General features: G+C 62.8%; 20 protein-coding genes and 1 tRNA gene. 5 read left to right on the top strand and 16 right to left on the bottom strand.

Going from position 1 to position 20,887, the window contains the following annotated elements:
* Nucleotides 1-117 precede the first annotated feature (117 nt).
* The 8 genes from ACJJVH_RS00475 to ACJJVH_RS00440 form a co-directional block, all read right to left on the bottom strand.
* Nucleotides 118-1,044, bottom strand: a complete 927-nt coding sequence (locus ACJJVH_RS00475; RefSeq protein ID WP_113385422.1) for a carbohydrate kinase family protein — start codon at nucleotides 1,042-1,044, stop codon at nucleotides 118-120.
* Nucleotides 1,045-1,121: 77 nt separating this feature from the next.
* A complete protein-coding gene (locus ACJJVH_RS00470) occupies nucleotides 1,122-1,817 on the bottom strand; it encodes an orotate phosphoribosyltransferase (protein WP_412064523.1) in 696 nt (231 codons plus the stop codon).
* A gap of 283 nt (nucleotides 1,818-2,100) precedes the next feature.
* A complete protein-coding gene (locus ACJJVH_RS00465) occupies nucleotides 2,101-3,252 on the bottom strand; it encodes a GGDEF domain-containing protein (RefSeq protein ID WP_412065197.1) in 1,152 nt (383 codons plus the stop codon).
* Between the two features lie 199 nt (nucleotides 3,253-3,451).
* Nucleotides 3,452-4,492 (bottom strand): dihydroorotase, encoded by a 1,041-nt coding sequence (gene pyrC, locus ACJJVH_RS00460; RefSeq protein ID WP_412064522.1) that lies wholly within the window; start codon nucleotides 4,490-4,492, stop codon nucleotides 3,452-3,454.
* Nucleotides 4,493-4,637: 145 nt separating this feature from the next.
* Complete coding sequence (locus ACJJVH_RS00455) at nucleotides 4,638-5,270, bottom strand: nucleoside triphosphate hydrolase (RefSeq protein WP_412064521.1); 633 nt, start codon at nucleotides 5,268-5,270, stop codon at nucleotides 4,638-4,640.
* Nucleotides 5,267-6,076 carry an ATP-binding cassette domain-containing protein gene (locus ACJJVH_RS00450; RefSeq protein WP_412064520.1) on the bottom strand — a complete coding sequence of 270 codons (810 nt, stop codon included), beginning with the start codon at nucleotides 6,074-6,076 and terminating at the stop codon, nucleotides 5,267-5,269. The genes ACJJVH_RS00455 and ACJJVH_RS00450 overlap by 4 nt, the downstream gene beginning before the upstream one ends.
* A complete protein-coding gene (locus tag ACJJVH_RS00445) occupies nucleotides 6,052-7,116 on the bottom strand; it encodes an ABC transporter permease (protein WP_112800955.1) in 1,065 nt (354 codons plus the stop codon). Before ACJJVH_RS00445 ends, ACJJVH_RS00450 begins: the two co-directional genes overlap by 25 nt.
* A 171-nt stretch (nucleotides 7,117-7,287) precedes the next feature.
* The gene (locus ACJJVH_RS00440; protein ID WP_113359334.1) at nucleotides 7,288-8,313 is read right to left on the bottom strand and encodes a sugar ABC transporter substrate-binding protein; all 1,026 of its coding nucleotides are present in this window, start codon (nucleotides 8,311-8,313) and stop codon (nucleotides 7,288-7,290) included.
* 246 nt (nucleotides 8,314-8,559) lie between these two features.
* Between ACJJVH_RS00440 and ACJJVH_RS00435 the strand changes: the two genes are divergently transcribed.
* A complete protein-coding gene (locus ACJJVH_RS00435) occupies nucleotides 8,560-9,807 on the top strand; it encodes an ROK family transcriptional regulator (protein ID WP_113359333.1) in 1,248 nt (415 codons plus the stop codon).
* Entirely contained in the window at nucleotides 9,791-10,225 is a 435-nt protein-coding gene (locus ACJJVH_RS00430; RefSeq protein ID WP_113436001.1) for an RbsD/FucU family protein, read from the top strand. Before ACJJVH_RS00435 ends, ACJJVH_RS00430 begins: the two co-directional genes overlap by 17 nt.
* A gap of 209 nt (nucleotides 10,226-10,434) precedes the next feature.
* Here ACJJVH_RS00430 and ACJJVH_RS00425 read toward each other — a convergent pair whose 3' ends face one another.
* The 6 genes from ACJJVH_RS00425 to ACJJVH_RS00400 all read right to left on the bottom strand — a co-directional run bounded on the left by ACJJVH_RS00425 (nucleotide 10,435) and on the right by ACJJVH_RS00400 (nucleotide 16,759).
* The gene (locus tag ACJJVH_RS00425) at nucleotides 10,435-11,472 is read right to left on the bottom strand and encodes a 4-hydroxyproline epimerase (protein ID WP_113359331.1); all 1,038 of its coding nucleotides are present in this window, start codon (nucleotides 11,470-11,472) and stop codon (nucleotides 10,435-10,437) included.
* A 14-nt stretch (nucleotides 11,473-11,486) separates the two neighbouring features.
* Complete coding sequence (locus ACJJVH_RS00420) at nucleotides 11,487-12,197, bottom strand: SDR family oxidoreductase (RefSeq protein ID WP_113359330.1); 711 nt, start codon at nucleotides 12,195-12,197, stop codon at nucleotides 11,487-11,489.
* Between the two features lie 232 nt (nucleotides 12,198-12,429).
* Complete coding sequence (locus ACJJVH_RS00415) at nucleotides 12,430-13,734, bottom strand: alpha/beta hydrolase (RefSeq protein WP_113436000.1); 1,305 nt, start codon at nucleotides 13,732-13,734, stop codon at nucleotides 12,430-12,432.
* A 544-nt stretch (nucleotides 13,735-14,278) separates the two neighbouring features.
* A complete protein-coding gene (locus ACJJVH_RS00410) occupies nucleotides 14,279-15,160 on the bottom strand; it encodes an aldo/keto reductase (protein ID WP_412064519.1) in 882 nt (293 codons plus the stop codon).
* A gap of 235 nt (nucleotides 15,161-15,395) precedes the next feature.
* Entirely contained in the window at nucleotides 15,396-16,049 is a 654-nt protein-coding gene (locus tag ACJJVH_RS00405) for a TetR/AcrR family transcriptional regulator (RefSeq protein ID WP_113371976.1), read from the bottom strand.
* 62 nt (nucleotides 16,050-16,111) lie between these two features.
* Nucleotides 16,112-16,759: a methyltransferase domain-containing protein gene (locus ACJJVH_RS00400; RefSeq protein ID WP_113359788.1), complete on the bottom strand. Its 648-nt coding sequence runs from the start codon at nucleotides 16,757-16,759 to the stop codon at nucleotides 16,112-16,114.
* Nucleotides 16,760-16,976: 217 nt separating this feature from the next.
* Here ACJJVH_RS00400 and ACJJVH_RS00395 point away from each other — a divergent pair, with 217 nt between their 5' ends.
* Nucleotides 16,977-17,924 carry an oxidoreductase gene (locus ACJJVH_RS00395; protein ID WP_412064518.1) on the top strand — a complete coding sequence of 316 codons (948 nt, stop codon included), beginning with the start codon at nucleotides 16,977-16,979 and terminating at the stop codon, nucleotides 17,922-17,924.
* Nucleotides 17,925-17,974: 50 nt separating this feature from the next.
* Here the strand turns inward: ACJJVH_RS00395 and ACJJVH_RS00390 are convergent, their stop codons facing one another.
* Entirely contained in the window at nucleotides 17,975-18,439 is a 465-nt protein-coding gene (locus tag ACJJVH_RS00390) for a BA14K family protein (RefSeq protein WP_113359326.1), read from the bottom strand.
* A gap of 149 nt (nucleotides 18,440-18,588) precedes the next feature.
* Between ACJJVH_RS00390 and ACJJVH_RS00385 the strand changes: the two genes are divergently transcribed.
* Complete coding sequence (locus tag ACJJVH_RS00385; RefSeq protein ID WP_412064517.1) at nucleotides 18,589-19,038, top strand: MarR family winged helix-turn-helix transcriptional regulator; 450 nt, start codon at nucleotides 18,589-18,591, stop codon at nucleotides 19,036-19,038.
* On the top strand, nucleotides 19,035-20,585 hold the full coding sequence (locus ACJJVH_RS00380; RefSeq protein WP_412064516.1) for an MDR family MFS transporter: 1,551 nt from the start codon (nucleotides 19,035-19,037) through the stop codon (nucleotides 20,583-20,585). The genes ACJJVH_RS00385 and ACJJVH_RS00380 overlap by 4 nt, the downstream gene beginning before the upstream one ends.
* Nucleotides 20,586-20,695: 110 nt before the next feature.
* On the opposite strand, the gene ACJJVH_RS00375 is transcribed toward ACJJVH_RS00380, so the two are convergent.
* Nucleotides 20,696-20,772: transfer RNA gene (locus ACJJVH_RS00375), tRNA-Arg, on the bottom strand.
* Between the last annotated feature and the right edge of the window lie 115 nt (nucleotides 20,773-20,887).

The raw sequence follows: 20,887 nt of genomic DNA, 5'->3' as shown, positions 1-20,887 counted from the left end.
GCAGTTGACTTTGCAAGGTCGCGGCAAACTCCCAACGATCTCCCCCCTTGTGGGGGGAGATGTCCCGATAGGGACAGAGGGGGGCGGCCTCTCCGCACCCGCAAGGCCGATGAAAGACTAAAGCCCGATCTCACTTGCCCAGGGCGGATTGGCACCAGCGCGCGACACGGTGACGGCGGCAGCCTTGGCGCCCAAAGCCAAGGCATCCTGCAAGGATTTCCCGTCGAGCGAAGCCACCTGTGCCTTGGTCAAAAGCTTGTTCATTTTCAGCGACGCCAGAATGCCGGCATCGAAGGTATCGCCGGCGCCGACCGTATCGACGACCGTGACGCGCTCGCTCGGTACGGAGACCTTCAGCGACCTGGTGTAACCGGTCGCGCCTTCCGCGCCCTTGGTGATGACGACGAGCTTGGCGCCTCGGCCCAGCCAGTGCGCGGCCAACTCATCATGATTGCCCGCTATGCCGAACCATTCCAGATCCTCATCGGAGAATTTCAGGATGTCGGACATGGCGATCATACGGTTGAGACGCGCCATGTGGGCGGCCTTGTCCTTGATGAAGCCCGGACGAATGTTCGGATCGAGCGAGATCACGCGGCTCTCGTGCTCGCGCTTCATCAGCGCCTCGTAGGTCGCGCCGCACGGATCGGGGATCAGGCTGATCGCGCCGAAATGCAGCGCTTCGCAATCGTCGCCGAGCGCCGGGAGATCGGCTTCGGTGATCATGCGGCCGGCCGTGCCTTCGTCGTAGAAGGCATAGGTCGCCTGACCATTGACGAGCTTGACGAACGCGATCGTGCTCGGACGCGGCGTGATGGCGCAATAGCTGAAATCGACCTTGGAGGCCGATAGCGTTTCGCGCAGGATATCACCCATCATGTCATCGGCAATGCCGGTGAAGAAGCCGGTGGGAACGCCGAGGCGGCCGAGTGCGATCGCGGTGTTGAAGATGGCGCCGCCGGCATAGGGCGCAAAGCCCTTTTCGCCCTGCGTCGTATCCCGCGGCAGCATGTCGATCAAAGCTTCGCCACAGCACAATATCATTCCGGCCTCCCAAAGAGCGCGTCTGTCTTATCCAGTCTCATAAATCGATTAGATAAATTCGCGGCAAAAGCAAAGCGTCATTTGGGCAGCTTCGAAATGCCGCCGTTCCAGCCGGACCAGGCAAGCGGCGCGTTGAGGAAGGCCTCGACTTCCTCAAGCGTTTTCTCGTCAAAGAGCTTCTGCTCCTTGGCGACGGCGAGCACATCGCGCCAGGTGGCGATGTGGTGCAGGCGGACCTTTCTATTGGCAAAGCGCTCCTCCGCCTCGGGGAAGATGCCGTAGTAGAACAGCGCCATGCCATGATCGACGATGCCGCCGGCAGCGCGGATCGCGTCGATGAAGGTGAACATGCTGCCGCCGGCCGTCGTCAGGTCCTCGATGACGAGCACGCGGGCGCCGTCCTTCATATCGCCTTCGATCTGGGCGTTGCGGCCATGTCCCTTCGGCTGCTTGCGGACGTAGATCATCGGCAGGTTCAGGCGCTCGGCCAGGAAGGCGGCAAAGGGAATGCCGGCCGTCTCGCCGCCGGCGATGCAATCGAACTGCTCGAAGCCCGCATTGCGCACGATGATGCTTGCGGCGAAATCCATGACCGTCGAGCGGATGCGCGGATAGGAGATCAGCTTGCGGCAATCGATATAGACCGGGCTCGCCATGCCGGAGGCGAATTTATAGGGCTTGTCGGCGCTGAAATGGACCGCCTTGATCTCCCAAAGCATCCTGGCCACCAGCTCAGCCATGACGGCGCGATCGGTAAATGTCATCTGGGTCATGCGGGGCCTCCTTCGCAGCGCTAACGTTCCAGCGGCAATAGCAGCAAGCGGGCCGAGTTTCCAGACATATGGAAGGTTTTGCAGGCATCCGTCGGACACCGCCGGCATCCCGCCGTCGGCAGCCGCCTATCGGGCCATGCCGGTGTCGGCGGTCAGCACCGCCTTGCCTCGCTTCTCCTTGCCGATGGAGATCGCATGATCGTGCCGGGGCGGCTTTCCGTGCGGAATTGCATCAGGAGAAAGAGCCGGAGCGGTTTCGCGCGTCATGAGAAGCTGAACCGGTCTAGACGGCGTGCAGATAGGCCGCGACCTCGACACGGTTGCGGCCGTTGCGCTTCGCCTCATAGAGCGCCTTGTCGGCAGCGCGAAGGACATCATCGAAAGCGAGACCCTTGACGGTGCCGGTCGCGACCCCGGCGCTGACCGTGCAGACCATGGATTTGTCATCGACGCTGATCGTCCCCGCGGCAAAAGCATCGCGCACCCGCTCGGCGACCTGCTCCGCGCGCCCCGGCAGCGTATTGTCGAGAACGAGGGCAAATTCCTCCCCACCGAGGCGGGCGACCGTATCCGAGGGCCGCAAGCCAACGGAGAGTTCCTGGCCGAACAGCTTGAGCACGAGGTCGCCGGCGGCATGACCATGCTGATCGTTGATCGCCTTGAAACGATCGATGTCGAAAATGATGACGGCCATCGACGGTCCGAAGGAGCGGTGTCCGTAAAGGTCGAACAGCGCACGGCGGTTCAGCAATCCCGTCAGGGAGTCGGTGATCGCCTCGTGGCGATGCAGCGCGGCCTGGCGCCATTGGTGCAGGGCAAGCGACAGCGCCCCGATCCCGGTCATTCCGGCGATGCAGATGGCGAGACTGAAGTCCTCCGCCCAATTATCCGGCGCATGGCCGAGCACAAGCTTGCCATCGGCAATCAGAACACCCGCGCAGAGCCCGAAGGAAATGGCAGTCAATGTGTAGAGGATGGTGATGCCGTAGAGCGGCGTCGGCGCCTCATGGCGGCTCAGCCAGTATTCGCGCGCCGTCAATAGCAGAAGCAGGCCGATGATGGCGTTGTCGCTCATGAATGCCAGGCCGTCGTAGCCCGCCAGCATCGGCACGACCGACGCGATAATCCCGGTGAGGCTGCCAAGCAGGAAGCGTCCCTTGGAAAGGCGGCGCGTGCGAAATTGATAACCGGCCATCCAGATCGTGGAGAAACCGATGAAGAACAGCACGAAGGTCAGAATGGCAAAAATCGGCCGCGGCGTATCGACGTAGGAGCCATAGATGAAAATACCGCCGACGAGAGGCACGAGACCGGCGGCGCATGTCAGAAGAAAGGTATCGGGCCGGCGAGAAAACCAGTTTCCGACCAAAGTAACCGCAAGGCATGTTGCGGAAACACCGAGGGCCAGAAGAAGGGAGTTGTAATCGACCAGCATCATGCTCTTTCGACGGCTTCATTGATACCGCGGGGGATCGCCGATACGCTAGGCCTCAAGGGGTATCAAATTCGTTACAGCAAATAATAAAGAAAATATATTTCAATAAAATATACGTCCCATATCGCGGCAAAACGCTATTGTTTTACCGGCCACCGCCGCATATTTTTACCAGCGCCTATATAAGTAAACCCGAAAATTATATTTCGACATCCCAATACAACGGGAACATAGGATCGAAAACGGTAACGGGGCCGGCGCCCGTTTCGATCTTCGCCGGAAAAGTCACGGCTTCAGGACGGCGAACCAGGGCGATGATGTCGTCGTTGACGGGAAGCCCGTACCAGGCCGGCCCGTTCAGCGATGCGAAAGCCTCCAACCTGTCCAGCGCACCCTCTTCCTCGAAGACATGGGCAAGGCAGCTCATGGTGTTGATCGACGTATAAATGCCGGCGCAGCCGCAGGCGCATTCCTTCAAGGGATCGACATGCGGAGCCGAATCCGTGCCGAGGAAGAACCTGGCGTCGCCGCTCGTCGCAGCGGCGCGCAACGCCAGACGATGGCTCTCGCGCTTGGCGACCGGCAGGCAGTAGTAATGCGGGCGAATACCGCCGACGAGGATGGCGTTGCGGTTGATGATGAGATGGTGCGTCGTGATGGAGCCGGCGAGGTTCGCCTTCGCCGACTTGATGTAGTCGATACCATTAGACGTCGTCACATGCTCCATCGTGACCTTCAGTTCCGGCAATCGCTGCCGCAACGGATCGAGCACGGTTTCGATGAACACGGCCTCACGATCGAAAATATCGACGTCCGGCGTCGTTACCTCGCCATGGACGCAGAGCGGCAGGCCGATCTTCGCCATGCGTTCCAGTACCGGCATGGCCTTGTCGAGATCCCGCACGCCGCCGTGGGAATTGGTCGTCGCACCCGCCGGATAGAGCTTGACGGCGGTGATCAGGCCGCTCTTCCTGCCTTCCTCGACATCGTCCGGGCTGGTGTGCTCGGTGAGATAGAGCGTCATCAGCGGCTGGAAGCGATCGCCCGCCGGCAGTGCCTTCAGGATACGCTCGCGATAAGCGGTCGCATCCGCCGTGGTTACGACCGGCGGCACGAGATTGGGCATGATGATGGCGCGGGCGAAATGCCTGGACGTATCGGCGATCACGCCTTCCAGCATGGCTCCGTCACGCAAATGCAGGTGCCAATCGTCGGGACGGCGGATGGTGAGCTTTTGCATGGGCGCGACCTCTGGACGTGAGAGCACGATCTTGCGCGAAAGCCGGTCCGGGCCTTTCGGCATCGTGCTTTTTGATATCGCGCTTCGATAGCACCAACCGCCCCCGTAAAACAATCGGCGACGGCGGTTTAAATGATGAAGAAGCTCAGCCCTGGACGATATCGATGGTGACGTCGGCCGGGCGGCGGTTTTCCAGAATCAGCCGGCCATTCGGCAGGTCGTTGCCATAGACCTTGGCGCGGGAGGCTTCGTCATCGAGATCGTAGCCCTTCCAGCGCGCCCACAGCCGCTCCTCCAGCACCCCCATCGGCGGGGCGAGCATGACCGAGTAATCGAACATGCCTTCCAGCTCCGCCCATTTGCCCTGGCTGAACAGCAGGTAGTTCCCCTCGACCACGATGAAGCGGTGATCGGGCGACACGATACGGGCGGAGGCGATGGCAATCTCGCGCGAGCGGTCGAAGACCGGCACCAGCACCTCCTGGTCGGCGGCACGCACTGCCTTGACGATATCGAGGAAGGCGCGAACGTCGAAGCTCTCCGGCACGCCCTTCCGCTTCAGGAGCCCCTTCTCGATCAGGACGGCATTGTCCATGTGGAAGCCGTCCATCGGCAGGACTTCGGCGCTTTCGCCCCTCGCCTTCAACGCCTTGGCGACATTGTCGGCCAGCGTGGATTTTCCGGCACCCGGAGGGCCGGCAATCGCCACGAGGAAGCGCTTCGCGCTGCCGGCACGCGCGATGATATCGCCGGCGACCTCCTCGAGAGAGATACTCATGCAGCGACATTCTCCACCGGCGGGGCCTTGGCGCCGGTCATGAAGGCAACGGCATCGGACATGGAATATTCCTTGGGATTGATGACGGTCAGACGGCGTCCGAGACGGTGGATATGGATGCGATCCGCCACCTCGAAGACGTGCGGCATATTGTGCGAGATCAGCACGATCGGCAAGCCGCGAGAGCGCACATCGAGGATGAGTTCGAGGACCTTGCGGCTTTCCTTGACGCCGAGTGCGGCCGTCGGCTCGTCCATGATCACGACCTTGGAACCGAAGGCGGCGGCACGCGCCACCGCCACACCCTGACGCTGGCCGCCGGAAAGCGTTTCCACCGCCTGATTGATGTTCTGGATCGTCATCAGGCCGAGCTCGGTGAGCTTGTCGCGGGCGCGCTTTTCCATGGCCGGCCGGTCGAGCATGCGGAACACGGAGCCGAGAACGCCGGGTTTGCGCACCTCGCGGCCGAGGAACATGTTGTCGGCGATCGACAGCGCCGGCGAGAGGGCCAGGTTCTGATAGACCGTCTCGATACCGGCTTCGCGCGCTTCCATCGGCGAGCGGAACTGGACGGTTTTTCCCTCCAGCTTGATCTCGCCCTCATCGGGAATGACCGCGCCGGAAATCGCCTTGATCAGCGAGGACTTGCCGGCGCCGTTGTCGCCGATCACGGCGAGGATTTCGCCGGGGTAAAGATCGAAATCGGCATTGTCGAGCGCGGTCACGCGCCCATAGCGCTTGACGAGACCGCGGGCAGTGAGAATGGGTTCGACGGTCGTGTTCATGCCGATACCTTTCTGATCCATTGGTCGATCGTGACGGCGCCGATGATGAGCACGCCGGTCAGAAGCACCTTCCATTGCGGGTCCGCTCCGAGCATGTTGAGGCCCATGGAGACGACGCCGACGATCATGGCGCCGAAGAGCGTGCCGAGGATCGAGCCGCGGCCGCCGAAGAGCGAGATGCCGCCGATCACCGTCGCGGTGATCGCCTGGAGATTGAAGTCCGTCACCGCCGAAGAGGGGGAAACCGAGCCGTTGCGTCCGATGGAGACCCATGCTGCGAGGCCCGCGATCAGTCCCGAAACGCCGTAGACGGCAAGGAGCACTTTCTTGGTCTGGATGCCCGCGAGCTTCGCCGCCTCCGGATCGTCGCCCACGGCATAGACGTGGCGGCCCCAGGCGGTGTGGTTGAGCACGTACCAGAGGACGATGACCAGAAGCACCATGGCGATGACGCCAAGGGTCAGCACGGCGCCGCCGAGGCGGAAGCTGATGGCGAAGAAGTGCAGCAGCGGCGCCTGTTCATCGACATCGGTGTCGCGAATGGTCTCGTTGGCCGAATAGATGAAATTCGTCGCCATGACGATATTCCAGGTGCCGAGCGTCACGATGAACGGCGGCAGCTTCATGTTGGCGACGAGGAAACCGTTGAGCAGGCCGCACAGGCCGCCCACGATCATGCCGGCCAGAATGGCGATCGGTGTCGGCAGGCCGTATGTCACGGCGACATTGCCCATGACGACGGAGGAGATGACCATGATCACGCCGATCGACAGATCGATGCCGGCGGTCAGGATGACCAGCGTCTGGGCAGCGCCGAGAATGCCGACGATGGCGATCTGCTGCAGGATCAGCGTCAGCGTATAGGCGGAGAAGAAGCGTCCGCCGATGGCGATGCCGAAAATCACGATCGCCAGCACCAGAACGATCAGCGGCACGGCCGCCGGCGTCGAATGCAGAAAGTGCTGCACGCGCTTGAGAAGAGAGGCATCGTGCTGCTCGAACGAAGCGACGTTCTTGTCGCTGCCGTCGAGAACACGTTCGAATTCCTGTGCTCCGGACATATTATTCCTCCGCCACCGCGCACGCGCGCGGAAACCGCCGGCTGTTAGGAGCCAGCCAGGGGTTGACCCGGCCGACGTGATTGTTGCGATTGTCTGCTCCCGTTAAGAAGAGCCGCGCCAGCAGGCGCATGGCGCGGCTCCCGAAGGGACTATATCACATCCGCGCGGGGCTTAGCCCCAGCACTTGTTGAGACCTTCCTTGGTGTCGATGGACTTGACGCCGGAAACCGGCTTGTCCGTCACCAGGGAGACGCCCGTGTCGAAGAAGGACTTGCCTTCCGTCGGCTTCGGCTTTTCGCCGGTGTCGGCGAACTTCTTGATGGCCTCGACGCCGAGGGCCGCCATCATCAGCGGATACTGCTGGGCAGTGGCGCCGATGACGCCCTCGGTGACCGACTTGACGCCCGGGCAACCGCCGTCGATGGAAACGATCAGGACCTGCTTTTCGAGGCCGACGGCCTTCAGGGCCTGATAGGCGCCGACGGCGGCAGGCTCGTTGATCGTGTGGATGACGTTGATGCCGGAGTCCTTCTGCAGAAGGTTTTCCATGGCCTTGCGGCCACCTTCCTCGTTGCCGTTGGTGACGTCATGGCCTACGATGCGCGGATCGGTTTCGTCGCCGATCTTGTTCGGGTCTTTCGGATCGATGCCGAAGCCGATCATGAAACCCTGGTCGCGCAGGACGTCGACGGAAGGCTGCGACGGGGTCAGATCGAGGAAGCCGATCTTGGCATCCTTTGCCTTGTCGCCGAGCGTTTCCTTCGCCCATTGGCCGACGAGCTTGCCGGCAAGCAGGTTGTCCGTCGCGAAAGTGGCGTCAGCGGCATCGGCCGGTTCCAGCGGCGTATCGAGCGCGATGACCAGCAGGCCGGCGTCGCGCGCCTTCTTGACCGTCGGCACGATGCCCTTGGTGTCGGAAGCGGCGATCAGGATACCCTTCGCGCCATCCGCGATGCAGCTCTCGATCGCGGCAACCTGGCTTTCGCTGTCGCCATCGATCTTGCCGGCATAGGACTTCAGCGTGACGCCGAGTTCCTTGGCCTTGGCGGTCGCGCCTTCCTTCATCTTGACGAAGAAGGGATTGGTGTCGGTCTTGGTGATGAGGCAGGCGGATACGTCGGCGGCCTTGGCCGGCGCGGCGAAGGCGACGCCGATCGCCAGAGCGGCGAGCGCGGCGGAAACAACAGATTTCTTCATTCAATCCTCCCGATGTTTGAAAGGCCGGACGTTCCGGCGCCTCCGGGGCAAAACCCGGCGTAGAGATACACAATGCCTCTCGGATCGTTCCGGCGGACCTCCTCCAAGGCCATGTATGCATCCCCGACGGCCCATATCTGAGCCTAAAGATTTCCGTCTGTCAATAAATAAATCGGATTGAATTATTAATTGGATGTGGCATTCTGGAAAAAAATAAGGCATGGCCATGGTGGAAGGAGCAGGCCCATGTCTCTCGTGCACGATCCGGAGGACACACATACAACGCCAGCGATTCTCGACCCCAGCGGGGGCGCGAACCAGCTTGGCGTGCGCGCTCACAACGAGCGGCTCGTCTTGTCGCTCGTGCGCCGCCACGGCGCGCTTTCGAAGGCCGATATCGCCCGGCGCAGCGGCCTTTCGGCGCAAACCGTTTCCGTCATCATGCGGGCGCTCGAAAAGGACGGGCTGCTGTCGCGCGATGCGCCGGTGCGCGGGCGCGTCGGACAGCCGTCCATTCCCATGCGGCTCAACCCGGATGCGGTGCTTTCCTTCGGCGTCAAGATCGGCCGGCGCAGCGCCGACCTCGTGCTGATGGATTTCGTCGGCGGCATCCGGATGCAGCTCCACCAGATCTATCCCTACCCGTTGCCGCAGGAGATCATCGCCTTCGTCACGGCCGGCATCAAGGCGCTGGAGGGACGCCTCAGCGATGAGGAGCGCCGCAAGCTCGCCGGCATCGGCGTCGCCGCTCCGTTCGAACTGTGGAACTGGGCCGAACAGGTGGGCGCCCCTCCGGGGGCGATGGATGTCTGGCGCGGCTTCGACCTGCGGGCGGAAATCGCCTCACGCGTCGCCTATCCCGTTTTCCTGCAGAACGACGCCACCAGCGCCTGCGGCGCAGAGCTCGTCTTCGGCGTCGGCTCGCATTATCCGGACTTCGTCTATTTCTTCATCGGCTCCTTCCTCGGCGGCGGCATCGTCCTCAATTCGTCGATCTTCGTCGGCCGGACGGGAACGGCCGGGGCGCTCGGCCCCCTGCCCGTGCGCGGCCGCAACGGCGAGAACCGCCAGCTTCTGGAAATCGCCTCGATCTTCGTGCTCGAAAATCTTCTGAGGGATCACGGCTTCGATCCACGCCCGCTGTGGTACTCGGCCGACAACTGGATCGATTTCGGCGAGCCGCTGGAAATCTGGATCCAGGATACGGCCAAGGCGCTGGCGCAGGCGATCGTCGCCGCTGCCTCCGTGATCGATTTCAGCGCTGCCGTCATCGACGGCGGCTTCCCCGACTGGGTTCGGGAACGGGTGGTGCGTGCGACCATCAAGGCGGCCGCCGAACTGGATCTGCAGGGTGTCGTCATGCCCGAGATCGTCGAAGGCGCCGTGGGACCGCAGGCACGCGCCATCGGCGGCGCCAGCCTGCCGATCTTCGCCCGCTATCTCATCGACCAGAACGTCCTCTTCAAGGAGATCGAGCATGCTGAAGGGCATTGACCCGCTGTTGAGCCCGGAGCTGCTGGCAACGCTGCGCGCCATGGGTCATGGCGACGAAATCGCACTCGTGGATGGCAACTATCCCGGGCTCGAACATGCGCGCCGGCTCATCCGCCTCGACGGCCATGGCGTCATCCGCGTGCTCGACGCTGTGCTCAGCGTCCTGCCGGTCGACGATTTCGTGCCGCAGGCGATTTTCCGGGCGACCGTCCGTCAGGACCGCGACGCCGTCGATCCCGTTCATGCCGAAATGATCGAGTGCTGCGCCCGGCATGTGCCCGACATCAAGGTCGTGCCGCTATTGCCGGCGGAATTCTATGAGCGGGTGAAACAAGCGCATGCGCTGATCCAGACCAGCGAGCCGCGGCTCTACGGCAATATCATTCTGCGCAAGGGTGTGATCTATCCGAAGGGATAGGAAAGTGCCCCTCATCCGGCCTCCTGAGCTTGTCGAAGGGGCCACCTTCTCCCCGCTTGCGGGGCGAAGGGGATGGGAGCGCCCACAGCCTTCTTTTTAGCCAATTGCTCAGACGATACTGAGAGGTAGCCCCCTCTCCCCGCCTGCGGGGAGAGGGTGAGGGGCTGAACTCTCCGCCCGACCTAGAACAACCGAGCCTTCACTCGCTCTCAGATATCCCCTGCCGAAGGCCCCCAGACGTCCGTCATCGCAAAACCTTCCGCCATCGGGTCAAACGGGTCGAGCGCCACCTGGCTCAAGCCGAAGGTGAAGCCGCGGCCGGTGATGGTGGGGATGATGGCCGGCTTGCCGGCAACCTCGGTCTCGGCCTGAAGGCCCACCTCGAACTCGGAACCGATGATCGAGCGGGACTTGAAGACATCGCCGACCTTGGCCTTGCCGCGGGCATGCAGCGTCGCCAGATTGGCGGAATTGCCGGTGCCGCATGGGGAGCGGTCGGCTCGGCCCGGCCACATGGTCGTGCAGGTGCGGATGGCGCCATCGGCATCGACATCGCGGAACATGACATAGGCGACGCCGGAGATCGCCGGAATTTCCGGGTGAACCACGGACATGGTGCGATTGATCGCGTCCTTGAGGACCATGCCGGCCTGAACGAGGGCCGCCGCATTGGCCTTTTCAATCGTCAGGCCGATCTGGCCGACATCGACGAGTGCATAGAAGATGCCGCCATAGCACAGGTCGAGCTTGATCCTGCCCCATTGCGGCGTGTCGAGCCCGACATCCAGCTCGTGCACGAAGGACGGGACCATGGTCAGCCGCACCTTCTCGCAACGGCCGTCGCGGCAGGTCGCCGTCGCGCGGATCAAGCCGGCAGCCGTGTCGAGCGTGACGACCGTTTCCGGCTCCTTCATCTCGACGATGCCGGATTCGAGCAGGGCCGTGGTCACGCAGATGGAATTGGAGCCCGAGCTTGCATGCGCCTGATCAGGCTGCAGGATGATGAAGCCGGCATCGGCCTCGGGATGCTTGGCCGGCAGCAGCAGGTTGACCGAGCCGATCGGCGCGCCGCGCGGCTCCAGCACGAGGAAGCGACGCAGTTCCTGGCCCTTCGGATCCGTGTTCAGCCAATGCAGCTGCTCGGCAATGCTATTGCCGGGGATCTTCGGCACGCCGCCGATGGCGACCTTGCCGATTTCCCCTTCGCAATGAACGTCCAGCAGCTGGATCGTGCGCTTCCATCTCATATCATGTGCTCCAATCAGACGTGTCGCGTAATACCGCCATCGACGCGGATATTCTGGCCGGTGATGTAGCCGGCGCCATCCGACAGCAGGAATGCTGCCGTCTTGGCGATTTCGCTCGTCAGGCCGATGCGCTTCATCGGCACCTTATCGGCGGTTTCCGGCTTGTGGTTCAGGCTATCGATATAGCCGGGCAGGATGCAGTTCATGCGGATATTGTCGGCCGCATACCGATCGGAATAGAGCTTCGTAAAGGCGCCGGCGGCAGCCCGATACGTGCAGGAAACCGGGAAGATCAGCGACGGCTCGTAGGCGGCGAATGTGGTGATGTTGACGAAGGCGCCCTTGCCCTGCTTCAGCATGACCGGCGTCACCAGCCGCGCCATGCGCACAAGCGACAGGACCATCATGTCGGAGCCGAGCGTCCAGCTCTCGTCGGAAATATCCAGCAGATCGCCCTTCGGCGGATGGCCGGTATGGTTGACCACGGCGTCGATGCGGCCATAGGTCTTCATCGTCAGGTCGAAGATCGCCTGGATGTCCTCGGCCTTTTCGGCTACGCCGCGCGAGGCGACGCCGCCAAGTTCGGCCGCCAGCGTCTCGCAGCTTTCCGATGGCGACATCAGCGCCAGCCGATAGCCGTTGGCGGCAAGCTCCCGGGCGATAGCCTCGCCCATGCCGCGGCCGCCGCCGGTGATGAGTGCAACGGGCTTTTCGGAATCGGACATGGATTTCCTCCTGGTAGCGGTTTATGCGAGCGGCAGTCTGTCGGCCGGCGTTCCATGCCGGTCATCATATCGGCCGCCAGCCGGACTGTCGCCGCCGATGTGTGAAGCCACTCGCAAATAAGCCATGCGCCGCCTGACGCAATCCTCTGATATATCAGATTGCACGGCATGGCTATGGGCTTTTGCGGCGACGATGAAAGTCACCGCAGAGGATCATGTCATGAGAGGCGGGTCATCGGCCCAGCGCTTCGCCGACATTGCTGCCGGTTGCCTCGACGCTGTCGCCGAGGGAGCCGACGGTATTGCCGGCGGAAGCGCCGACGCGGCGAAGCTGCTCGCCGTAATTCTGACGCGTGCGGGGGTCGAAGATGGCGATCGGGGCGCTGACGGCGGCGCCGGCTACGCTGCCGACCGTCTGGGCGGCTCCCATGGCGACCGCACCGACGGCATCGCCGATGCCGACATCGGAATCGGTGATCGTCTGGCCCTCGATCAGACGGGCGCCGATGAGCTTCACCACCTCAGGACTTTCGGCGAACTTGCCGTGATTGAGGCTATCGCCGGTCTTGAGCTTGGTGAGGTCGAGCACGGTAATGCCCTGCTTCTCCAGCTCGCTGCGATAGGGCTCGGCTGCGGGATCGATCTGACCAAGGCGGTCGATGTTGCCGGAAATGCGCCGCGACAGGGAGAGCGCGCGGTCATCGCGCGAGACGAACAGCGTGAAATGCGGCTTGTCCTTGCCGAGCGCAGCAAACTGCCGCCCGAAGACATCGACGTCAAGATCCGGCGAGGCCAGGATGACATTCTTGATCTTCGGGGCGACGCGGCCGTTGCGGATCGCCATTTGCCGGAGGGATTCGACCGCGAGCCAGCTGCCCATCGAATGCGCCATGACGGTGATATCGCCGACGGACGGATCGGCCGCGACACGCCGCAGCAGCTCCTCCAGCGAATCGCGGGAATAATTGGTGCTTTCCTTGTCGTAGGCATAATCGAAAATGCTGGCGCGCGACGGCCAGGTGAACACGATCGGCGCGACATCCGCATGCGAATCATGGACGATCTGCGCGAAACGATAGACCGCATCCTCGTACCGGTTGTTGAAGCCGTGCACGAAGATGAGCACTCGCCTGTTCTTCGGCAATTCCGCGTGGAGCCACGCGCGTCCGTCCGCCTCGGTCGGTAACGGCTTGACGCCGATGGTGACGAAATTCTTCAGGGGATCGCCCGGCAGCCGGCTCGGCCACTGAACCTGGCCGACCTTGCGATTGGCCTCCGGCGGAATGGAAACGTTGACCGCATCGATCTTCAGCCCCGGGCCGCGTTCGCCCGAAAACAGGATCGCCGGGTCCTTGTCCGGCAGGCGCGTCGTGGCGACGAGGAGGTCGACCTTCGAGGTGCCCGGTACATTTTCAGCCACGGGCTGCATGACGCCGATCGGACGGCCGCAGGCTGCCAGCGATAACGTCGCGACGACGGCGACGGCTCGGAGAAACACGCTGCCCCATCGGCCCGAACCCGCCTTGCGCTGCATCATGCAACCTTTCCTTACTGCCAGAATGTCGCGCCACTCTACGCATGGACGTCCGCAGCGCAAGCGGCTCCAGCGGTTCACGCCCTCATGATGCGATGCTAATTCGCGACGGCATTGCAAAGGGGCAACGCCTTCGTGCGTCCGGAAAGTCATGGAGGAAGCCGGAATAAAAAAGAGCCCGATGCGGGAGGAGGATGCATCGGGCTCTTGATCCGGATTGGCAACTGGGAGGAGGAGTGTTGCCAATCATTGAAGGAGCGCTGGGAGGAGGAGGTGCGCTGCCTTCGAGGGAGTAGATATAACGCCGGAGGGCGCATGAACAGACCGGCTTTCGCAATGCAGCAATGCACTAAGCGCATTGCTTTGACTCTCATAGGCCGGAAATTCCGCATATCGCCGCCGATCCGGGCTTTCCAGCGCCTATTTTGCAGTCGTTATCCGTCGAAAACGCGCGATTCACATGATCGTGATCATCGCTTTTTGCATTGGAAACGCTTTCGCTGCATTCCGGCCGATGAGTGACCTCACCGGCCGGGCGATTGTCGGCTCAGGCTGCCTTGAACGCCTTCTTGCCCTCGGCATCCAGCGCCGCGAACTCCTCGTCGGAAAGGACGATATCGACCGCCTCGGTGTTCTCTTCGAGGTGCCTGACTTTGCCGGTGCCGGGGATCGGCAGCATCACCGGGCTGCGCTTCAACACCCAGGCAAGGGCGATCTGGCTCGGAGCGGCATTGTGCTTCTTCGCGATGCTATCGAGCAGCGAGCCTTCCTTGGCAAGGTCGCCGGCGGCGAGCGGAAACCAGGGAATGAAGCCGATGCCGTGCTTTTCGCAATAATCGAGCACGTCCTCGCTGGTGCGATCGACAAGATTGTATCGATTCTGCACCGTCGCCACCTTGAAATGCTTCGATGCGGCTTCGATGTCGGCAACGGAGACCTCGCTCAGTCCGGCATGACGGATGATGCCGTCATCCAGAAGCGATTTTACGGCATCGAACTGCTCGGCGGCGGGCACCTTGGGATCGATGCGGTGAAGCTGCCAGAGATCGATGCGGTCGACACCGAGATTGCGCAAGCTCTTGTGCGCCTGCTGGATCAGATATTCGGGGCGACCCACGGGCACCCAGACATTCGGGCCGGTACGGGTAAGGCCGCCCTTGGTCGCAATGACGAGGCCGTGACCATAGGGGTGGAGCGCTTCCTTGATCAGGCGTTCGGAAACGTCGGGGCCGTAGGAATCGGCGGTATCGATGAAATTGATGCCGAGCTCCGGCAGGCGCCTCAAGGTGCGGACGGCTTCGTCATGGTCTTCGGGCTCGCCCCATATGCCGGCGCCGGTAATGCGCATGGCACCGAAACCGAGACGATGAACGGGGAGATCGCCGCCGATCTTGAATTGACCGGACTTGGCTGCATCGAATTCTGACATGGTTTTAGTCCCTTTTGCTGATCTGAAATCTATCCATCATTTTCGGCATCCGGGGAGGAGCCGAGATTTGTCGAGCAAATCGAACGTTTCGCGAAGGAGAGGAGTTGAAGTCGCGACCCGATACTAGATGGGTCTGCAAGGCCGCAGATGCAATGCACCGATGCGCGCCCTTTTCAGCCGCACGGCACCGCAGCGCCGTCGCAGACGTCCCCCGCCGGTCTTCCGTCTTCCGGCGTCAAGCGGGCGGTGTGCGCTGGCGCACCTGCTCGCCGAGACCGGCAAGCGCCGCCCAAAGCTCGTCGAACATGCCGCGAGCGAATTGGTCGAGCGAACTGTCCTGCCGGCCGGATGTCCAGCGCTCGCCGCCAATGCGCAGCATCGTGACGACAGCAGCCGCCAGCATGCTCAGGCGAAAACGCTCGTCGTCGCCGCCCTGGCTGCGGGCGTGCAGCGCATCGGCAAGCTTCCTTTCCAGCTTGGCATATTTCAACTGATCGCGCGCGCAGAGTGCCGGGGTATTGCGGATCAGCGCGGCCAAGGCGAGGCGCTGGGGATCGGCAATGGCGGCACGAAGCGCGGAATTGACAGCCGCCTCGATGACGTCGGCGATGGCGGCGTCGCGGGGCTGCGCCAGGACGGCGTCGATCAGCTCGCCGGCGAAACTGTCCTGCCAGGCGGCGACCACCTCTTCCTTGCTGGGGAAGTAGTCGAAAAAGCTGCGCTTGGAAACATCTGCCGCCTCGGTGATATCCTCGATGGTCGTGGCATCGAAGCCGCGCTCGAGGAAGAGCTTCAGGGCGGCGGATTCGATGCGTTCACGCGTCTGGCGGCGCTTGCGCTCGCGCCGGCCTTCCTTCACCGCGATATCGACCTCCGGCTCCTTCGCCATCCGCTTCCCCTGCAAGGCACCCGTTTCGGCCGTCCCATCGCGGCCTTGCCGATCCCCCGCGCCTAGGCGCCGATTCCGGCAGTGTCTCCGGTGCTACGATATTCGGAGCCGGCGATCGAGAGCTCCAGCGGATTTTGCCGCGATATCCTGTAGACGCCGGCAGGTGGAATATTGCGCACCGTACTGCCGATGCGCGCTGCCTTCAGCCCGAGATCGGCAAGAATCGACTTTTGCACCGGACAGCGCGGCCCATAGGTGAACTGATAGAAAGCCGCGTCCGGCCTCATCGTTTCGAAAGCGCCGCCGACAATGGCCGCAATCTTCGAAGGCGGCATGGAAAGGAGCGGCAGGCCGCTGACGACACCGCCGAAAGGCGCATCGTCGAAAAGACCGCATTGGCCGAGCCGCGCCGCATCCATATGGACCACGCGCGCCTGCGGAAAGCGCCCGCGCAGGCGAACGGCGAATTCCTCGCCGAATTCTATCAGCGTCAGCTCGCTTTCCGGGATACCCCGCGCCAGCAGCGCCCGCGTGAACACGCCCGTTCCCGGACCGAGCTCAAGAATCGGCCCCGTGAGCGGCTCGATTTCCTGCGTCATCAGCCTGGCGAGGCGCTCGCCCGACGGCGCGACCGCCGCAACCCGCATCGGATCGCTCACCCAGGAACGGAAGAACTGCACAAAATCGGCGCATGAACTCTTTGTCGTCATTCCGCGAATCCAATCTTCGGCCATGTGGCGCGATGAGGGCTGAGCAGCGTGGCAATTCGAAGGCATGCCGCGCCATCAGGCCGTGGAAAATCATCCATACGAAAGCATTTCCGCGCTTTTGGGCGGGCATTAATTTTTATTTATTGCAAACTTGCATTTAGTGCAAAAATTATCAGATACAACGGGCAGCGCAAAATATCTCCACGGGAGCTCCGCAATGCCAGACTGGACAGTGAAAGACATCCCGCCGCAGACGGGCCGCATCGCAGTCATCACCGGCGCCAATAGCGGCATCGGCTACGAAGCCGCAAAGGCTCTGGCCGGCGCCGGCGCGAAGGTCATCATCGCCTCGCGCAACGAAACGAAGGGCAACGAGGCGCTTGCCAGGATCCGTGCGGCGACACCCGACGCGGATGTGGCGTTCGAAGCGCTCGACCTTTCCAGCCTCGATTCCGTTGCCCGCACGGCCGAGCGCATCGCCAGCACGTTGCCGCGCATCGACCTGCTCGTCAACAACGCCGGCGTCATGGCCATCCCGGACAGACATGAGACCGAAGACGGCTTCGAAATGCAGATGGGCGCCAACTATATCGGGCACTTCGCGTGGACCATGCGGCTGTTGCCAAAGGTCTTCGAGGCGGAGAATCCGCGCGTGGTCACGGTCAGCAGCCTCGCGCACCGCGCCGGCAGGATCAATTTCGACGATCTGCAGTGGCGCAGGCGTTATCGGCCCTGGCCTGCCTATTGCCAATCGAAGCTGGCTACGCTGCTGTTCAGCCTGGAACTCGACCGGATAGCACGCGCCGAAGGCTGGAAGCTGAAAAGCATGGCTGCCCATCCCGGCTATGCCGTGACCGGGCTGCAGACCACGGGTCCCCGCATGGGCCGCGACGCACCGGGCAGTTTCGAATTTATGATGAAATTGCTGGAGCCGTTTTTATCGCAATCGGCGGCGGCGGGCGCCCTGCCGACGCTCTTTGCAGCCACCTCGCCGACCGCGGAAGGCGGCGTCATGTACGGCCCGGGTGGCTTCTACGAACTCAAAGGCCCGCCGGTGCGAGCGAAAATCGCTTCGCATGCCCGCGACAAGGCTCTCTGGCGGCGGTTGTGGGATGTTTCGGAGCAACTGACGGGATTGCAAACGCCGCTGCCCGCAACGGCCTGAAAGCAAATCCCTCCCCGCAGACCGGAGAGGGATTTTCAAGACGCGTCACATCACGGGCTGACGCACTGGCGGCGCGGGCCGCTGGTCGGCTGATAGGTATTGTCGGACGCACGATACGTCTTGTACCGGCTGGCGCACCAGCGAACATGGGCGCCGCCGCGCGGCGGCTGGGCAATGGCGCCGCCGATGATCGCGCCGGCGCCAAAGGCGGCCAGCGGATACCACCAGCCGTCATTATAGCGGCGATAGCCGGGGCGGGCGTAGCGATAGCCGCGGTGGCCGTGCCAGTAGCCCGGCCGGTTATGCGGGCGGTAGTGCGGCCGATAATGCGGACGGTAGTGCCGGTTGTGATGGCGATATTGCACCTCGGTCATCCCTGCGGACGGGGTGCCCGTCTGCTGGATTGCCGGCTGGATCAAGGGCTGGATCGGCGCGGCGGCGGCCGGATCGAAAGAAGTGACGGCAAGCAGGACACTCAGTGCAGTCACCGTTGCGGTTGTCAGGAATCGTTTCACAGCTCTTCTCCTCCTCGCAGGTCGCAATACTGACAGATAACGCGCATTGATTGAAAATGTTTCACAATATGATCGCTTGCGCAAGTAAATGCGGTCCGCTAGATTTTTAGATAGGAAGCCTACCTATCTACAGCCGCGAGCGAGACTCCATGAGCAAAGCCGACCGTCACCCCACGCTCGAAGATGCCTATGGGCTCGCCGAGGCGCTGCGCCCCGCCCTCCACCGCCTGTACCGGCAATTGCGCCGCGAGAGCGGCGATGCCGGGCTGTCACCGCTGCACGGCCTGCTGCTCGCCGCCATCATTCGCCAACCGGGCATCGGCGTTGCCGAGCTGGCGCGCATGGAGAGGCTGCGCGGCCCGACGATTTCAGGGCATGTGAAGGCGATGGAACGGGACGGCCTCATTGCCCGCTCGGAGCCCGATCCCAGCGATCGGCGCCGCAACGGCCTCGTTGCGACCGGGAAAGGCCAGGAGATCATCCGCGGCCTGAAGCAAAGCAGGACCGACTGGCTCGCATTCGAACTCGCCAGGTTGTCGCCCCGGCAGCGCGACGCCATCCGCGCCGCGATCGAGCCGCTCATGGAGATCGGCCAGTGACCGCCAAAGGCACGAGCGCAGCGCGCCCCTCAGCTTCGTTTACGGACAGCCCGCCCGATCGCCGCGAGATCCGCGCCGTCATTCTCGGTCTGATGATCGTGCTCGGCCTCGCCGCCATCGACCAGAGCATCGTCGCGACCGCGTTGCCGCGCATCGTCAGCGATCTCGGGGGACTGACGCATCTCTCCTGGGTCGTCAGCGCCTATGTGCTCGCCTCGACCAGCACCATGCCGCTCTACGGCAAGCTTAGCGACCAGTACGGCCGCAAGCCGATGATCTATGCGGCGATCCTCATCTTCCTTGTCGGTTCGGCCCTCAGCGGCATGGCACAGACGCTGCTGCAGCTCATCGTCTTCCGGGCGATCCAGGGGATCGGCGCCGGCGGACTGCTGCCGCTGGCGCAGATCATCATCGGCGACATCGTGCCGCCGGCCAGACGCGGGCGAAACCAGGGTTCCATCGCGGCCGTGTTCGCCGTCTGCAGCGTCATCGGCCCCATCGCCGGCGGCATCATCACCGATCTCCTGTCATGGCACTGGATCTTCTACGTCAACCTGCCGATCGGCGCCGTCGCGCTGGTCATGATCGGCCGCGCGCTGAAGCGGCCGCATCACGCACACAGCCGCAGCATCGACTATCTGGGAGCCGCCCTGCTGACGAGCTGCACGACCAGCTTCCTGCTGGTGCTTGCGCTCGGGGGCAACGAATGGGCCTGGAACTCGCCGCAGATTTTCGGCCTGTCCGCCGTCGCGCTCGCCCTGTTCGTGCTTTTCGTCTTGCACATCCGGCGCGAACCCGAGCCCGTGCTGCCGCCCGATCTTTTCCACAACCGGCTCTTCGTCGTCGCCTGTATCGTGCTGGCGCTGACCTTCATGGGCATGCTCGGGGCAAGCCTGTTCTTTCCGCTGTTCTTCCAGATGGTGATGGGGGTCAGCGCTTCGCATTCCGGCCTGCTGACGGGTCCGCTGATGATCGGCGTCGTCATCTCCTCCATGGTCAACGGCCGCGTGCTGCTGCATCGCTTCGGACGCTACAAGCCGGCGCAGCTCTGTGGCCTCAGCCTTGCGACAGCCGCCTTCGCGGTGCTCGCCTGGGCGGCGGCGGCCAGCCGGGGCTTCGGGATCATCGAGCCGGCCGTCTTTGCCCTTGGCCTCGGCCTTGGGCTCGTCATGCCCACCATGACGATCGCCGTGCAGAACGCCCTGCCCCTAGCCCATCGCGGCGTCGGAACGGCAACGCTCGCCTTCTTCCGCTCCCTCGGCGGCCTGATCGGTGTTACCGGCTCAGGCGCCATCCTGGCCTATCGCGTACAGAATGCCGGCGGTTTGCTGGATGGGATGCATGCGTCGTCCCTGACGGAGGCGGGAATGAAGCAGCTTGCCACCTCCTCTCCCGAAGCCCACGCCGCGGCGATCGCGCTTTACCGGCACGCGATCGCCATGACCTTCACGACGGGAACGGCCATCGTGGCTCTGGCGCTGATCGCGCTGCTGTTTCTGCCGGAATTGCCGCTCGCGACGGATCATGGGCAGGGAGCTGCCCGCTGACTGAAACCAGAGTATGGACATGCCTGATCGCGTTCCATGACGCGACGGTTTCGAGCGAATAACGCCTGCATACCGGCCTTATGCCATCATTCAGAATGTCGATGAAGAAATGGCGCACCCGAAGAGATTCGAACTCCTGACCCCCAGATTCGTAGTCTGGTGCTCTATCCAGCTGAGCTACGGGTGCGTGGCCGAAACGGAAGAAACCGTTGGCGTGGGCGGTTCTCTAAAGGGTCCCCGGGGGGAATGCAAGTGGATTTGTGAAAAAGATCGCGATTTTAATGCATAATGATGACAAGCTA

This window comes from Rhizobium sp. SYY.PMSO, assembly GCF_046840415.1.
GTDB lineage: Bacteria > Pseudomonadota > Alphaproteobacteria > Rhizobiales > Rhizobiaceae > Rhizobium.
Note: the sequence above shows the minus strand (reverse complement) of the source record. Positions and strands in the feature narration are given on the sequence as shown.

Coding starts and splice junctions, on each gene's coding strand:
- ACJJVH_RS00475 (WP_113385422.1), bottom strand. CDS start 1,044: ATGATATTGTGCTGTGGCGAAGCTTTGATCGACATGCTGCCGCGGGAT.
- ACJJVH_RS00470 (WP_412064523.1), bottom strand. CDS start 1,817: ATGACCCAGATGACATTTACCGATCGCGCCGTCATGGCTGAGCTGGTG.
- ACJJVH_RS00465 (WP_412065197.1), bottom strand. CDS start 3,252: ATGCTGGTCGATTACAACTCCCTTCTTCTGGCCCTCGGTGTTTCCGCA.
- pyrC (WP_412064522.1), bottom strand. CDS start 4,492: ATGCAAAAGCTCACCATCCGCCGTCCCGACGATTGGCACCTGCATTTG.
- ACJJVH_RS00455 (WP_412064521.1), bottom strand. CDS start 5,270: ATGAGTATCTCTCTCGAGGAGGTCGCCGGCGATATCATCGCGCGTGCC.
- ACJJVH_RS00450 (WP_412064520.1), bottom strand. CDS start 6,076: ATGGATCAGAAAGGTATCGGCATGAACACGACCGTCGAACCCATTCTC.
- ACJJVH_RS00445 (WP_112800955.1), bottom strand. CDS start 7,116: ATGTCCGGAGCACAGGAATTCGAACGTGTTCTCGACGGCAGCGACAAG.
- ACJJVH_RS00440 (WP_113359334.1), bottom strand. CDS start 8,313: ATGAAGAAATCTGTTGTTTCCGCCGCGCTCGCCGCTCTGGCGATCGGC.
- ACJJVH_RS00435 (WP_113359333.1), top strand. CDS start 8,560: ATGTCTCTCGTGCACGATCCGGAGGACACACATACAACGCCAGCGATT.
- ACJJVH_RS00430 (WP_113436001.1), top strand. CDS start 9,791: ATGCTGAAGGGCATTGACCCGCTGTTGAGCCCGGAGCTGCTGGCAACG.
- ACJJVH_RS00425 (WP_113359331.1), bottom strand. CDS start 11,472: ATGAGATGGAAGCGCACGATCCAGCTGCTGGACGTTCATTGCGAAGGG.
- ACJJVH_RS00420 (WP_113359330.1), bottom strand. CDS start 12,197: ATGTCCGATTCCGAAAAGCCCGTTGCACTCATCACCGGCGGCGGCCGC.
- ACJJVH_RS00415 (WP_113436000.1), bottom strand. CDS start 13,734: ATGATGCAGCGCAAGGCGGGTTCGGGCCGATGGGGCAGCGTGTTTCTC.
- ACJJVH_RS00410 (WP_412064519.1), bottom strand. CDS start 15,160: ATGTCAGAATTCGATGCAGCCAAGTCCGGTCAATTCAAGATCGGCGGC.
- ACJJVH_RS00405 (WP_113371976.1), bottom strand. CDS start 16,049: ATGGCGAAGGAGCCGGAGGTCGATATCGCGGTGAAGGAAGGCCGGCGC.
- ACJJVH_RS00400 (WP_113359788.1), bottom strand. CDS start 16,759: ATGACGACAAAGAGTTCATGCGCCGATTTTGTGCAGTTCTTCCGTTCC.
- ACJJVH_RS00395 (WP_412064518.1), top strand. CDS start 16,977: ATGCCAGACTGGACAGTGAAAGACATCCCGCCGCAGACGGGCCGCATC.
- ACJJVH_RS00385 (WP_412064517.1), top strand. CDS start 18,589: ATGAGCAAAGCCGACCGTCACCCCACGCTCGAAGATGCCTATGGGCTC.